The organism is Streptomyces sp. PsTaAH-137 (assembly GCF_003259365.1).
In the GTDB taxonomy this organism is placed as follows: domain Bacteria; phylum Actinomycetota; class Actinomycetes; order Streptomycetales; family Streptomycetaceae; genus Streptomyces.
In genome coordinates this window covers 57,990-72,387 of the sequence record NZ_QLLY01000003.1, presented here as the reverse complement: position 1 = coordinate 72,387, position 14,398 = coordinate 57,990, and the positions used below count along the sequence as shown (strand labels likewise).

General features: G+C 70.8%; 14 protein-coding genes. 11 read left to right on the top strand and 3 right to left on the bottom strand.

The features are described 5' to 3' along the window. Positions 1–4 precede the first annotated feature (4 nt). Positions 5–928: a helix-turn-helix transcriptional regulator gene (locus K377_RS06785; RefSeq protein ID WP_111662262.1), complete on the bottom strand. Its 924-nt coding sequence runs from the start codon at positions 926–928 to the stop codon at positions 5–7. A gap of 254 nt (positions 929–1,182) precedes the next feature. Here K377_RS06785 and K377_RS06780 point away from each other — a divergent pair, with 254 nt between their 5' ends. Genes K377_RS06780 through K377_RS06770 form a run of 3 tightly spaced genes read left to right on the top strand, consistent with a single transcriptional unit; the run spans position 1,183 to position 3,823 of the window. Then, the gene (locus K377_RS06780; RefSeq protein ID WP_220093171.1) at positions 1,183–1,716 is read left to right on the top strand and encodes a DUF6328 family protein; all 534 of its coding nucleotides are present in this window, start codon (positions 1,183–1,185) and stop codon (positions 1,714–1,716) included. After that, positions 1,713–2,417: a response regulator transcription factor gene (locus K377_RS06775; RefSeq protein ID WP_111662261.1), complete on the top strand. Its 705-nt coding sequence runs from the start codon at positions 1,713–1,715 to the stop codon at positions 2,415–2,417. Before K377_RS06780 ends, K377_RS06775 begins: the two co-directional genes overlap by 4 nt. Beyond that, positions 2,414–3,823, top strand: a complete 1,410-nt coding sequence (locus K377_RS06770; protein WP_111662260.1) for a HAMP domain-containing sensor histidine kinase — start codon at positions 2,414–2,416, stop codon at positions 3,821–3,823. Before K377_RS06775 ends, K377_RS06770 begins: the two co-directional genes overlap by 4 nt. An 11-nt stretch (positions 3,824–3,834) precedes the next feature. Here the strand turns inward: K377_RS06770 and K377_RS06765 are convergent, their stop codons facing one another. After that, a complete protein-coding gene (locus tag K377_RS06765; RefSeq protein ID WP_202455619.1) occupies positions 3,835–5,343 on the bottom strand; it encodes a sulfatase in 1,509 nt (502 codons plus the stop codon). A gap of 160 nt (positions 5,344–5,503) precedes the next feature. Here K377_RS06765 and K377_RS06760 point away from each other — a divergent pair, with 160 nt between their 5' ends. From K377_RS06760 to K377_RS06745, 4 genes are all read left to right on the top strand, one after another. Then, a complete protein-coding gene (locus tag K377_RS06760) occupies positions 5,504–6,106 on the top strand; it encodes a DUF4232 domain-containing protein (protein WP_111662259.1) in 603 nt (200 codons plus the stop codon). Between the two features lie 113 nt (positions 6,107–6,219). Continuing rightward, complete coding sequence (locus K377_RS06755; protein ID WP_111662258.1) at positions 6,220–6,408, top strand: DUF4177 domain-containing protein; 189 nt, start codon at positions 6,220–6,222, stop codon at positions 6,406–6,408. After that, a complete protein-coding gene (locus K377_RS06750) occupies positions 6,405–7,043 on the top strand; it encodes a hypothetical protein (protein ID WP_111662257.1) in 639 nt (212 codons plus the stop codon). The genes K377_RS06755 and K377_RS06750 overlap by 4 nt, the downstream gene beginning before the upstream one ends. A gap of 125 nt (positions 7,044–7,168) precedes the next feature. Further along, positions 7,169–9,235, top strand: coding sequence for a glycosyl hydrolase family 28-related protein (locus K377_RS06745; RefSeq protein ID WP_111662256.1), 2,067 nt, complete (start codon positions 7,169–7,171; stop codon positions 9,233–9,235). 175 nt (positions 9,236–9,410) lie between these two features. Here the strand turns inward: K377_RS06745 and K377_RS06740 are convergent, their stop codons facing one another. Next, the gene (locus K377_RS06740; protein ID WP_146614700.1) at positions 9,411–9,809 is read right to left on the bottom strand and encodes a hypothetical protein; all 399 of its coding nucleotides are present in this window, start codon (positions 9,807–9,809) and stop codon (positions 9,411–9,413) included. Between the two features lie 107 nt (positions 9,810–9,916). Here K377_RS06740 and K377_RS06735 point away from each other — a divergent pair, with 107 nt between their 5' ends. The 4 genes from K377_RS06735 to K377_RS06720 all read left to right on the top strand — a co-directional run bounded on the left by K377_RS06735 (position 9,917) and on the right by K377_RS06720 (position 14,096). Continuing rightward, positions 9,917–10,285: an STAS domain-containing protein gene (locus K377_RS06735; protein ID WP_111662254.1), complete on the top strand. Its 369-nt coding sequence runs from the start codon at positions 9,917–9,919 to the stop codon at positions 10,283–10,285. A gap of 129 nt (positions 10,286–10,414) precedes the next feature. Next, positions 10,415–10,984: a PadR family transcriptional regulator gene (locus tag K377_RS06730; protein ID WP_161195140.1), complete on the top strand. Its 570-nt coding sequence runs from the start codon at positions 10,415–10,417 to the stop codon at positions 10,982–10,984. After that, on the top strand, positions 10,981–12,759 hold the full coding sequence (locus K377_RS06725; RefSeq protein ID WP_111662252.1) for a sulfatase: 1,779 nt from the start codon (positions 10,981–10,983) through the stop codon (positions 12,757–12,759). The genes K377_RS06730 and K377_RS06725 overlap by 4 nt, the downstream gene beginning before the upstream one ends. Further along, positions 12,756–14,096, top strand: coding sequence for an MFS transporter (locus K377_RS06720; RefSeq protein ID WP_111662251.1), 1,341 nt, complete (start codon positions 12,756–12,758; stop codon positions 14,094–14,096). The genes K377_RS06725 and K377_RS06720 overlap by 4 nt, the downstream gene beginning before the upstream one ends. The last annotated feature ends 302 nt before the right edge of the window (positions 14,097–14,398 follow it).

Genomic DNA, 14,398 nt, shown 5'->3' with positions numbered 1-14,398 from the left:
ACCGTCACGCCCCGGTGCGCTGCCGGGGGATCTCGCCGTAGACCCTGCGGTAGTCGTCCACGAACCGCCGGTGGCTGGTCCAGCCCCACCGGGCCGACACCTGCGCGACCGAGGTCCCGGCGGGGAGGGCGGCCAGCTCCTCATGGGCCCGGCGCAGCCGGAGCCGCGTGACGAAGTCCATGACCGAACAGGAGAGATGCCGGCGGAACCCGTCCTCGAGCGCCGCCGCGGACAGCTGGACGTGCGCGGCGACGACGGCGGGCGTCAGCGGTTCCGCGGCACACGCCTCCACGAAGGCCTGGGCACGCCGCACGGTCGCCGCGCCCACGAACCCCGCCCGGGTGTAGTGCAGATCGTCCAGCTCGAAGGTGTTGGGGAACACGGCGAGCGCGGTGCCGGCCAGGGCGCGGGCCACGGTGTCGTGGAACAGGGGGTTCGCCGCGCTCTCCGTCTCCAGGGCGCGGGCCGCGTAGTCGGCGGTCGTCATCCACGCCTGACGCAGTCCGTGCGAGGGCGCGGTGAGGCTGGTGAAGCGCAGCCGCCGCCGGTCGTCGTGCGCGGTGTCGCTCACCGAGCGCACCAGGTCCATGTCGATGGTGATCGTGCGCGTGTCCATGTGATCCACGGTGCCGATGGCGTTGCTGCCCGGCTGGAAGGCGATCAGCGGCTCCCAGCCGGCCACGTGCGCGGAGACGCCGCCCGTCGTCGTCTCGTACGTCCCGCCGCGCAGATGCAGCACCATGAGGCTGTCGATGGGACCGGCGTCGAAGGAGAACCTGCTGTTGGACATGACGCGGTCCACCGCCACGGCACCGCGCTGGGAACGCTGGATCATCAGCTGGGAACCACTGTGCAGATCCTGCAGCCCGACCCCCATGCCGTACAGGTCGTGCAGCGCCTGAAGCACCCGGTTCTCCCCGTGTGCCACGACGGACTCGTGACCGCCCGGGTCCTCGGACGGTGGGTCGACGTCAACCAACGGGAAACTGCCTGTCTGCAGGGGAGCGGCGCTGTGGGCGAGCCGTCGGGCGCGGGACGGCGCCGCGCGCCGTCAACGGGAACGGTACTCGCTTTCCGCCGGTCACCGGACAATCCGTTCCGGACGAGTCGTTCACTCCGTGTGCGGTGCGTACGTAAGCGCGAGGACTGCGGGCATCAGAGGTGTCTACGAAGGAGGCGCCGATGAGCACGGACGAGAGCGCGAGACCGGACACGGCCGCGGGGACGAGCCCGGAGAGTGCCCAGGAGGAGGCGCACGAGCGGGCCAACCGCCGGTGGGCCGAGGTGCTCCAGGAGACTAGGGTCGCCCAGACGGGAGTGCAGATCCTCTTCGGCTTCCTGCTCAGTGTGGCGTTCACCTCACGCTTCGACGGCCTCGGCACCTTCGACACCAACGTCTACGTGGCCACCGTGATCCTCGGAGCGGCCGCCACCGGCGCGCTGATAGCCCCGGTGGCGCTGCACCGGCTCCTGACCGGCGAGCGGATGAAGGACGATCTGGTGACGGTCGCCGGGCGGCTGATGGTGACCGGCCTGGTGCTCCTGTCGCTCACCATCAGTGGCACGGTGCTCCTGATCCTCCACGTGGTGCTGCCGGATCTGCTCGCCGAGATCCTCGCGGGAGCGATCCTTGTCTGGTTCGCTCTGTGCTGGTACGGCCTTCCGCTGTACCTGAAGAAGCGCTCCGCGCGCCGTGAAAGGAGGACACCGGGATGAACGCACCGGAGGTCCCGCCCGGCACCCGGCTCCTCGTCGTCGACGACGAGCCGGCCATCCTGGACGTCCTCGCCACCTCGCTGGAGTTCCTCGGGTACGAGGTGGACCGGGCGGCGGCCGGGCTCGCCGCCCTCGCCGCGGTCCGCGAGCACGCCCCGCACCTCGTGCTGCTCGATGTCATGCTGCCCGACATCGACGGGTTCGAGGTCGTACGGCGGCTGCGGCAGGCCGGCGCGGCGACCCCCGTGATCTTCCTGACGGCGCGCGAGAGCGGGCAGGACATCGTGGGCGGCCTCGACCTCGGCGCCGACGACTACATCACCAAGCCGTTCCGGCTCGCCGAGGTCGCCGCCCGGGTCCGCGCCGTCCTGCGCCGCGGCGAGAGCCGTGCCGAGCCCCGGCTGCTCGTCTGCGGGGACGTGGAGATGAACACCGAGACGTACGAGGTGCGCCGGGCCGGGGTTCTCGTGGACCTCTCGCCCACCGAGTACAAGCTCCTGCGCCATCTGATGCTCAACCGCAACCGGGTGCTCACCCACGAGCAGCTCCTGGAACACGTGTGGGACTTCGGCGAAGGCGACCACGGAGTGCTGAAGACCTACATCTCGTACCTGCGCCGCAAACTCGACGCGCTCGGTCCCGGCCTGATCGAGACCCGGCGCGGAATCGGCTACATCCTCCGCGACCAGGGCTCCGCGTGAGGCCCGCCGGGCCCCGGCGCCGCTCGGTCCGGCCCCGCTCGCTGCGCGGCCGCCTGCTCCTCGCGCTGCTCGGTCTGGTGGCCGTCGCCCTGATCGCCCTGGACGCCGTCGTGTACACGGCCCTGAGCAGCGATCTCATGCACCGCACCGACGTCACCCTGCGCGCGGTGCGGCAACGGGTCACGCAGCAACTGCGGCAGGCGGCGCCGGACGGGCAGCTCGGCAACGACGTCCGGCTGCTCGGCGCCTCCGAGTTCTACCTCCAGCTGCGCAGGCCCGACGGGACCGTGCGCGACCTGGTGCCCCGGCTGCGGGACCCGGACGACGCCGCACCGCGCCTGCCGGTCCCGCTGTCCCGGGTCCGTGGCACGGGCGTGCTCACGGTGGGACCGGCGGAGGCCGGCGGCCCCGACTACCGGCTCGTGGTGCAGACGGTGCCGGGCCGCGGCACGCTCGTCGCGGCCACCCCTCTGGACCAGGTGCAGGGCACCCTGCGGCAGGTGCTGATCGTCGAGACGGCGGCGACCGCCGGGGTGCTGGCGCTGCTCGCGGCGGCGGGCCTGTGGGTGCTGCGCCGCGGCCTGCGCCCCCTGGAGACGATGGCGCGGGACGCGGACGCCATCGCGTCCGGTGACCGGGCCGGGCAGGTCGCGCCGGCCGACGACGACACCGAGGTCGGGCGGCTCGGCCTGGCCCTGAACACGATGCTGGCCGTCGAACGCACCACTCAGGACCGGCTGCGCCGCTTCGTCGCGGACGCCTCGCACGAACTGCGCACCCCGGTCACCGCGGTGCTCGGCTACGCGGACCTGCACCACCAGGGCGCCGTCGGCACCCCGGACCGGCGGGAGCGCGTGATGCACGGCATCACCACCGAGGCGCTGCGCATGCAACGGCTCGTGGACGACCTGCTGTTGCTCGCCCGGCTCGACGGCGCACCGGCCCGCGGACGGTCCCCGGTGGATCTGGCCGCGCTCGTCCGCGACGCGGTGTCGGCCGCCCGAGTCGTGGACCCGCACGCCTCGTTGAGCGTGCACGTCGAGGACGGCGCGACGGTGCACGGCGACGCCGAGCAGCTGCGGCGCGTGGTGGACAACCTGCTGGCCAACGTACGCAGCCACACGCCGCCCGGAACGGCCGCGCGGGTGAGCGTGGAGTCCGGCGGCCCGGCCGCCCCGCGGGTGACGCTCACCGTCGCCGACGACGGTCCGGGCATCCCGGCAGAGGCGCTGCCGCGGGTCTTCGACCGCTTCTACCGCGGCGATCCGGCGCACAGCGGCGACGGCAGCGGCCTGGGGCTCGCCATCGTCGCGGCCGTCGCCCACGCGCACGGCGGCACCGTGGACGTCGGCGGTGCGCCGGGGGAGGGGACGGCGGTCACCGTCCGCCTCCCGTCGGCGCGCTGACCCGGCCCGGCTCAGCCGGTACCGGCGGCGGCGCCGCACTCCTCCGATCCCTCGCAGGCCCGCATCTTCTTCAGCGTCGACGTGAGCCGCGCCCTCGTCTCCGACGACAGCCTGCCGTAGACGTTGTGCAGCATGTCCGGGTCCTTGGCGCGGTCGTAGTACTCGTGGGACCCGTTGCGGTACTCGACGTACGTGGACCGGTCGGTGCGCAGCGCCTCGTAGGAGGGCGGATTGCCGCTGCCCTTACGGGGCTTGTCGGGATCCTTCGCCGAGGTGTCGGGGCCGTGGTGCTCCACCAGCGCGGTCTTCGGCCAGTCCTTCGGGGTCCCGCCCTTCAGCAGCGGCACCAGGCTGCGGCCGTCGGCCTTCGGGTCGGGCTCGCCGCCGCCCAGGTCCGTGAACGTGGGGCAGATGTCGATGTTGGACGCGACGGCGTCCGTGGTCGCGCCGCGCCGCACGCCCGGCCCGGTGACCACCAGAGGCACGTTCACGTCCGTGTCGAAGGCCGTCTGCTTGCCCGGCATCAGACGGTACTGGCCCATGTGGAAGCCGTTGTCGGAGGCGAAGGCGAAGACCGTGTCGTCGTAGACGCCCTCCTTCTTCAGCTTCTCCTGGAGGTCACCGATCATCCGGTCGACGGCCTGCACGGCACGCACCCGCTTGCGGTACGTCTGGGTGATCTTCTTGATCTGCCGGGGCGTGAAGGACTTCTTGTCCCGCAGCCACTGCGGGGCGTCGGCCGGCGTCTTGTCGAACGCGGGCGGCCGCGGCAGCTTCAGATCCTTGAATCTGTCCCGGTCCTGCGGCGCCGGGGTGGCCGGGCCGTGCGGGGCGAACGTGGAGATGTCGAGGGCGAAGGGCTTGTCGTCCCGGACGGACTTCTCGATGAAGTCCTGGCCCTTTCCGCTGACGACGTCGGTCAGATAGTCCTCGGGATCGTGCTGGTATGCGACCGTCCGGCCGTTCTGGTTGAGGGTGTAGTCGTACTCCTTGTAGCCGTTCCCGGCCACGTCCCACTCGTCCCAGCCCGGCGGTACGTAGTTCTTCTCGTCGCTGACGGTCATGTCGGGCTCGTATCCGTTGAGGTACTTGCCCATCATCGCCGTGCGATAGCCCTGCCCCTGGAGGGCGGTGGCGAACGTCTTGGACTCGTTGCCCTTGTCGTGGAAGGTCTGGAAGCCGCCGTCCGGCGGCATGTTGGTGAACACCCCGGTGTTGTGCGGGAATTTGCCCGTGAAGATGGACGAACGCGACGGGCAGCAGAGGGAGTCCGTCACCGTGTAGTTCGAGAAGGACAGCCCCTCCTTCTGCATGGCCTTCACGTGCGGCATGTAGTTCACCAGGTCGGACGAGAGGTCATCGGTCAGCACCCACACGATGTTGGGATGCCGGGGCGAAGAGCTGCTCGAAGAACTACTCGGTGAACTGCCCTGCGCGCCGTCGCACGCGACCAGCCCGGCCGCGAGCGCCGCGAGGCCCAGCCACAACGGAACATTTCTGCGGACGCCTGCAATGGTCAACGGTTCTCCTCCTGGCGGCGTGACAGAACAACTCCTCAGGGCTCCGACCGTGCCGCACGAGGGTGGGAGAACCGTGTGAGGCGGGCGGGCAAGGCGTGGGAATGCGGGCCGACGTCCACGACGCGTGCATGTCCTCGGCCGCTACGGACAGGCGATTCCTATGGACGCGACGAAGAAGAACGGTGAGAAGAGCAGGAAGCAGACCAGGAACACGCGCCTCTGCGCGGCGGCGCTGACGACCGTGGGCGTCGTCGCCGTGACCGCGTGCGGAGCCGACACCGACGCCGGGAAGCAGCTGGACGCGACACCGCAGAGCCAGAAACTGGCCGCGACCGCGCAGCCCGCGAAAGGCAGCGACTGCACCACCGACGACCTGAAGACCGCGCTGAAGCCGACGGGACAGGAGATGAACAGCAAGTACTTCGACCTGACCCTGACCAACACCTCGGACGGAACCTGCGCGCTGCGGGGCTATCCCGGCCTCTCGCTGACCGACAAGGCCGGTCAGCGCATCGGCAAGCCCGCCACCCGGTCCAACAACGGCAGCGTGCGGACCGTCGTGCTCAAGGCGGGCAGGACCGCCCACGCGGTGGTGCAGACCCCCGACCGGGGCGTGACGGACGGCAAGTGCTGGGCCAAGCCCTCGCGCCTCAAGGTCTACCCGCCGAACAACACCGCCTCGCTGACCGCCACCGCTCCCGGCTCGCTCGAGGTGTGCGGGGACACCTTCACGGTCGGCCCCTTCACCGCCCGGGCGCTCTGACACGGAAGGGCGGCGCGTCCGTGCCTCCGGGTGAACGGCGCGGTCCCCGCGCCGTCGGAGCGCCGCCGCCGGGTAGGGGAGAGACGTCACTTCGTGAAAGGAGCTGGGAACGCATGGCCGCCTGGGAATACAAGGTGCTGAAGTACAAGCTGCGGATGAAGGGCTTCGACTACGAGCAGATCGAGAAGGACCTCAACGACCTCGGAGCCGAGGGCTGGGAGGCGTTCAGCACGATCGCTCCCAGCTACGGCACGGGCCAGGCCATGGAGCTCGCCGTCGCCGTGAAGCGCCCCCGTCTGTGAGAGAGGCGACCCGCCGGGGCCGTCGGCTGCGCTTCGACGGGTGGATCGCGGGCGCCGGCACGGCCTCCGGGACCCGTCTGGTCGTCGGCCACTGGCCCCGGTCGCCCTGGGGCCCGTTCGCCGACGTGATGGTGGAACACCCGGACGGATACCGGGAGTTGCTCGCTCCCACGCCCCGGGTCGCCGACTTCGTGGCGGCCACCTACACCTTCGACGCCGTCACCCACTGCCCCGTGACCGTCGAACCGGCGCCCGCCGCGTGGCGGGTGACCGCCGGGCCCCTGCGGCTCAGCTTCACTCCGGGACGCCGGGACCTGCTCGGCCAGGTGCTGCGCGCCGTCCCGCGCCGGGTGGCGGTCGAGCCGGCCTGGGCGGCCGTGTGCGACCTCCCCGCCCGGTGGCTGATGTCCGGCGTCCGGACGCGCGGCAGCGCCGGAGGCGGACGACGCGAGTGGTACGCGGCCCTCGACCACCACCTGATCACCGCCGTCGACGCCACCTGGGACGGAACCGACCTCGGGCCGCTGCGCGCGGTGGACCCTCCCGTCCGCTTCGGGTTCGGGTCCGTGCCGCGCGCGCCGTCGCTCACCCGTGTCGTCTCCACCGTGGAGCTGCCGCCCGCGCCTCCTGTATGAGCGCAAAATCTCAACAGAAGTACGTAGATTGCTGATTCGGCGACGAAAACTCCTCGCTCTTCTCTTGTGGGAGCGGCCACGGCCGCCCTACTGTCACCGCACCCGTGAGAGAAACGAGGAACCTGATGTCGTGGTACAGCACCCGCGCGGCCGCGGGACGGCTCGACGTCCCGCCGCGAAGACCCGCCAGGACCGTCACCGCGCTCGTCGCGGTGTCCGCCGCCCTCGGCCTCGCACTGGTCGGCACCGACGCCATGGCCGCACCGGGCCCGGCCGCCGGGCCCGCCGTGACGCGCGCGGGCCTCGACCCGGCACTCGTCGCGGGCCGTGGCGCCGATGTGCCCTTCGCCGAGCAGGAGGCCGAGAACGCCTCGACGAACGGTACGGTCATCGGCCCCGACCGCACCGCGTACACCCTCCCGTCCGAGGCGTCGGGACGCAGCGCCGTCAAGCTCCGGCCGGGCCAGTACGTCGACTTCACCCTGCCGCGCACCGCCAACGCCCTCACGGTGCGCTACAGCATCCCGGACTCCGCGCACGGCGGCGGCATCACCGCACCGCTCGACGTCTCGGTGAACGGCGCGCGCCGCGCCTCGATGACGCTCACCTCGCAGTACTCGTGGCTCTACAACCAGTACCCGTTCAGCAACGACCCGCAGGCCGACCTGCTCCACCCCGACTGGTGGATCACCGAGTGCCAGTGCGTGCCGAGCGCGACCACGCCCGCCCCGGCCGTCGACAAGCCGTTCCGGCCGAGCCACTTCTACGACGAGCAGCGGCTGAAGCTGGGCCGGACCTACCACGCGGGCGACACCGTGCGCCTGAGCGTGCCGGCCCGGACCCCGGCCGCCTGGACCGTGATCGACCTGCTCGACTCGGAGCTCGTGGGCGCGCCGAAGATCGTGCCCGTGGCCGCGAACGTGCTGGCCTTCGGCGCCGATCCGCTGGGCCGCCGCGACTCCGCCGACGCCCTGGACAAGGCCATCGCCTTCGCCCAGCGCAAGCACCTGAAGGTGTACGTCCCGCCGGGCACGTACCGGGTCGACCGGCACATCGTCGTGGACGACGTGACGATCGTCGGCGCGGGCAGCTGGTACACGGTCTTCAAGGGCCGCGAGGTCGCCCTGAGCACCCCGGCGCCGGACGGCTCGGTGCACACCGGGGTCGGCTTCTACGGCAAGGACGCGGCGGACGGCGGCAGCAGCGACGTCCACCTGTCGGGCTTCGCCGTCGAGGGAGACGTCCGCGAGCGGATCGACACCGACCAGGTGAACGCGGTGGGCGGCGCGCTCAACGACTCCTCCGTCTCGGGTCTCTACCTGCACCACACCAAGGTCGGCCTGTGGTTCGACGGCCCGATGCGCGGGCTGCGCGTCACCGGCAACGTCATCGCCGACCAGATCGCCGACGGCCTCAACTTCCATACGGGAGTGACCGATTCGACGGTGTCGGACAACTTCGTGCGCAACACGGGCGACGACGGGCTCGCCATGTGGTCCGAGAAGACCGGCAACGCGCGCAACACCTTCGCCCGCAACACCGTCCAGACCCCGGTCCTCGCCAACGGCATCGCGATCTACGGCGGCACGGACAACACCGTCACCGGCAACCTCGTCGCCGACCCGGTCAGGGAAGGCAGCGCCATCCAGGTCGGCTCCCGCTTCGGCGCCGAACCGTTCGGCGGCCGGCTCGACATCACGGACAACACCACCGTGCGCGCGGGCACGTTCGAGCTGAACTGGCGGATCGGTCTCGGCGCCATCTGGTTCTACGCGCTGGAGAAGGACATCGACGCGGACATCCGGGTCACCGGCGACCACTTCCTGGACAACACCTACAACGCGGCCATGTTCGTCTCCGATTTCCCGGTGAAGGACAAGTACAAGATCGAGGGCGTCCACTTCAAGGACATCCGCGTGGACGGCACCGGCACCTCGGTGCTCAGCGCCCGCGCGGCCGGTTCGGCCTCCTTCGAGAACGTCGACGCCCGCAACGTCGGCGCCGTCGGCATCAACAACTGCGGTTCCTTCAACTTCCCCGCCACCGGATCGGAGTTCACCGTCAAGGACCTCGGAGGCAACGACGGCGGCGGCACCACCGGCCCCTGGCTCGCCCCCTGGGAACTCCCCAACACCATCACGTGCGACGACCGTCCCGCCGTCGTCGCTCCGCCCGCCCCCGGGACCTGGTGACAGCACCCGCACCCCGACCGCTGAACGAGGCCCGACGAGCTCCGCGCTCGTCGGGCCTCGCCCTTTCCGCCGGTCGACTGATCTTCCTAATCCCCCGAAAGAGGGACAGTGACTCGTGTTTGTGGGGGTAGAGGACTTCGGGACGGTGTACGCGAGACGGACGAGCAGGGTGGTTTCAGCGCAGGTGCAGCAGAACTCGGACGCGGTGCCCCCTGCCGTGAGGGCGCGTGAAGGTGACGGACGCGGCAAGGGCGCTCACGACCGTCCACCGGAGCGTGGCGGCGCCGCCGTGCTGGAAGTCGGCCGGTGGACCGTCCCGGTAGTCGATGGTCAGATCCAGCAGGCCGTCGTGCGCGAACGCCGCGAACCGGCTGATGCCGGGCGTGTGCTGCAAGGCGTGCGCGACGAGTTCGCCGACGGCCATGGCCGCGTCCGTGTGGGCTTCGCTCGAATACGGACCGGCCGGCTCGCGCATGAGTGCGCCGACCGCGTGCCGGGCCTCGCGAGGGCTGTCGGGAACGCCGTGCACTTCGTCGATGCCGTGCCGCAAGCCCATGCGAACCTCCGCGCTCATCCGATCCTCGTACTTTCCTGCTGCCCTTGAAGTGCTCCCCGAGCCCGGTCACGGATCCCGTCCACTCGAACGAGTGATACGCGCGTCGGCGCGCCAGGAAGACAGCGATGACAGCAACCCCCCACCCCCACCAGCACCAGCACTCCCCGTCCGACGAGCGGCACGCCGCCGTGGTCACGCGGACCGATGACGGTGACACGGTCACGATCGTGGTCGGCGGCAGGCTCGAATGGGACGACGCCGCCCTCACCGTTCAGCTGAGCGACGTCGATCGCGTCACGATCGTCGACCTCAGAGAGCTCACGTGGGCCGACTCGGCCCTCCTCAACGCCCTGCTGCACGCCCAGCGTCAACTGCGCCGCACGGACGGCCACTTGATTCTGCGCGGACCGCTCCAGCCGGTGGTGCGGCGGCTGTTCGACCTGACCGGCACCGCGTCCTACTTCACCTTCGCCGAGGCCGGCGAGGACGACTGACGGCCGTCGGGCCATTGACGTACTCCAGGCGCGCATATATGAATTCGCACATAGGTGAAGTCGCACATAGGTCCGGGTGACCTTCGCGCCGCACCTTCCTTCCACCGCCCGACGCTCTGGAGTGCGCGCGTGAAGTTCGAGTACGTCCTGCTGGGTCTGCTGACCCGTCGCCCCTACAGCGGCTACGACCTGCGCAAGTGGCTGGAGACCGAGGGACAGTTCCTGTGGGCGCGGGCCCACCACAGCCAGATCTACCGCAAGCTCGGGCAGATGGAGGCCGACGGCTGGGTGCGGCACGAGGTCGACCTGCGGGAGGGGCGCCCCGACGCCAAGGTCTACCGGCTCACACCGCTCGGCCACGACGTCCTCCTGGACTGGGTGCGCTCGCCCTACGAGCCGCCGAGCCGCTTCCAGGAGATCGACTTCATCGCCCGGCTCAGCGTCACGGGGCCGCTCGACAGGCAGGCGGCGATCCGGCTCGTCGACACCGAACTCGCCCACCGCCGCCAGCAGATCGCCGCGAACCGCGGTCGCGACCGGACCCTGCACTACGAGGACCCGGTCCCCGGACTCGACCAGGAGCTCGACCTGGAGATCCACAACGCGCTGCACCGGCTCGGCGCGGACGCCGTGGACCGCTGGGTCGCCTGGCTGGAGCGGACCCGGAGCGGCCTGACCGAAGGGAAGCCCCTGCGATGAGAGCCATCATGGTGATGTTCGACAGCCTCAACCGGCACATGCTGCCGCCGTACGGGGCCGACTGGACGCACGCGCCGAACTTCGCCCGCCTCGCGGAGCGCGCCGTCACCTTCGACAACGCGTACGCGGGCTCGATGCCGTGCATGCCGGCCCGCCGCGAGATCCACACCGGGCGCCACAACTTCCTGCACCGCAGCTGGGGCCCGCTGGAACCGTTCGACGACTCCATGCCGGAACTGCTCAAGCAGAACGGTGTCTACACCCACCTCGTCAGCGACCACCCGCACTACTGGGAGGACGGCGGCGCCACCTACCACGGCCGGTACCACACCTGGGAGTTCTTCCGCGGCCAGGAGGGCGACCCGTGGAAGGGGCAGGTCGCCGACCCCGTCATACCCGAGGACCTGAAGAAGGTCCGCTTCGGCGCCTACCGCCAGGACTGGGTGAACCGCCCCCACATGGCGACGGAGGAGACGCACCCGCAGACCCTCACCTTCGACGCCGGCCTGGAGTTCGTCCGCACGAACGCGGCCGCCGACCGCTGGTTCGTCCAGATCGAGACCTTCGACCCGCACGAACCGTTCTTCAGCCACCAGCCGTACAAGGACCTCTACCCGCACGACTACGACGGCCCGCACTTCGACTGGCCCGACTACAAGCGGGTCGTGGAGACCCCCGAGCAGGTCGAGCACGGCCGGTTCGAGTACGCGGCTCTGCTGTCGATGTGCGACCACTCGCTGGGCCGCGTCCTCGACACCATGGACGAACTCGCGCTGTGGGACGACACGTTGCTGATCGTCTGCACCGACCACGGCCTGCTGCTCGGCGAGAAGGGCTGGTGGGGCAAGAGCGTCCAGCCCTGGTTCAACGAACTCGTCCATCTGCCGCTCTTCGCCTGGGACCCGCGCGCGGCCACCGCGGGAGCCCGGCGCGCGTCGCTCGTGCAGACCGTCGACCTCGCCCCGACGTTCCTGGAGTTCTTCGGCGTCGACCGCCCGCGCGACATGCGGGGCGAGCCGCTGCCGATCGCCGAGGACGTCCCCGTACGGGAAGCCGGCCTCTTCGGCATGCACGGCGGGCACGTCAACGTCACCGACGGCCGGTACGTCTACATGCGGGCACCCGCCTCGCCCGGCAACGCGCCCCTGTTCGAGCACACCCTGATGCCGACGCACATGCGGGGCCGCTTCTCACCCGCCGAACTCGTCGACATGGAACTGGCCGAGCCGTTCGACTTCACCAAGAACGTCCGCACCGTGCGCGTGCCCGGCCGCACCCTGGTCAACCCGTACCACCACGGCACGCTCCTCTTCGACCTGGAGACCGACCCCGAGCAGCGCGAGCCGCTGGTCGACGACGCCGCCGAACTGCGCATGGCCGGCCTGATGGTGGAGCTGATGCGGGCCGAGGACGCGCCGCCCAGCCAGTACGAACGCCTGGGGCTGCCCGCCGAGGGGCCGGTGACACACGAGCACCTGCTGGTCCGCGCCCAGCGCGACCGGGCCCAGCGGTCCGCCCTGCCGCTGCCCCGCGCCGAGGACTACCCGGCCGGACGCCTCTCGCTCCGTACGCCCCTCAACGCGCTGCTCTCCGACCCGGTGGCCGTCGAGGTGCTGCGCCGGCACCTGCCCGGGGTCGCCGACTCCGAGCTGCTCCAGATGCTCGGCGCCACACCGCTCATCGATGTCGCCGCGATGGCGGGGGCGATGTTCCCCGCGCAGGGCCTGCGCCACGTCGCCGAGGAACTCGCCCGGAGAAACGAGAGCGCGCGATGACCCAGCTCGGCCGGAGCGCCGTCGTACCCACCGCCGAGGTCCAGGTCACGGGCCGCTGGCGGCAACTGTCCCTGCTCGGCGGCACGATGCTCGTCGACAGCACCGAGGCGAGCCTGGTCAGCAGCCTGTTCCCGCTCATCCGGCAGTCCCTCGGGGTCTCGCTCGGCGCACTGGGCGTACTGACCGCCGCGAGCAAGGTCGTGGGTGCCTTCACCGGCCCGTTCTGGGTGTGGGCCGCCCAGCGCTGGTCGCGCAAGAGCGTCCTCGTCGTGGCCACCGGACTGTGGGGAGTCTGGGGCGTGGCCGCGGGCTTCTCGCAGAACTTCGCCCAACTCCTCGTCCTCTACACCGTCCTGGCGGCGGGCTACGCCGCCGCGCACCCCATCATCAGCGAACTGATCGGCGACCTCTTCGGCGGCTCGTCCCGCGGCCGCGCGGTCGGTGTCGTCTACGGTGCGGTCTCGCTGGTCAGCGCGGGAATCGGCCCGCTCAAGGGCCAACTGGCGGGCGTCGACGACGGCTGGCGCTGGGGCCTGTGGGGCATCGGCACCTTCAACATCCTGCTGGGCGCCGCGCTCTGGATCTGGTTCCGCGACCCGGGGCGGGGCGCGGCCGAGGAGCAGCTCGCCGACCTCGACCGGGCCACGCGGGACGCGCACGCGAAGCTCACCCGGACCAAGGCGCTGTCGCTGCTCAGGATCCGCAGCCTGGTCATCCTCCTGGTCTCACGACTCCTCTCCGGCCACCTTCTGGTCGGTACGTTCGGAGTGGTGTTCCTGGTCGACGAGTACGGCTTCAGCACCCAGAGGGCGTCGTTCGTGCTGCTGCCGTTCGGCATCGGCTACTTCCTCGGCACGCTGCTGGGCGGCGTCGCGGCCGACCGGGCGACGCGGCGCAGCCCGCGCCACGGACCGGTCGCGGTCCTCCAGGCGGCCCAGTTCGTCTTCGCCCTCGTCGCCTTCTTCGGCACGCAGTTCGACTACGGCAGCATCGCCGTGTTCAGCGTCTTCTTCGCCCTCATGGGCGCCACCCAGGGAGTCAACCCGAGCATCAACCGCCCGATGGTCATGGCCATCACCCCGCCCGAGCTGCGGGGCGCCGCCTTCGCGCTCTACGTCTCCGTCTTCGAGGCGCTGGCCTGGGCCGCCTACAGCCTCGGCGCCGGATTCCTCGGCGACGCCATCGGCCTGCGCACGGTCTTCCTGTGGACCCTCGTGATCCTCATGCTGGTCAACGGCGCGTTCCTGACGCTCCTCTACCGCCCCTACGCCGACGACGTGGCCCGCGTCCAGAACGAACTGCGCGCCCGGCGCGCGCACATCGACGAGCGGCAGTGAGCACGCGTTCGGCGCCGTGCCCGAACGGGCATTGGCACGGCGCCGAATCGCGATATCGGGCATGGCGCCGCGCATTGCCGCCCGCCTTGGCGACCGGAATTCCGAGCCCGTCCGCCGGGGCCCTCCAAAGCGAACTGCTGATGAATTCCGGGCTTTCCCGGACCGCTCCGACCTCGCAGGAAGCCTGATCGCAGGCTTGAAAGGGGCCTTCGCGAGGCCGACTTGTAAAATCTGCGCATCATCTGAGGTTTTCCACGGTGAGCTATTCCTAGTATGGCCAGGTGCTCACGACAGACCCTCTT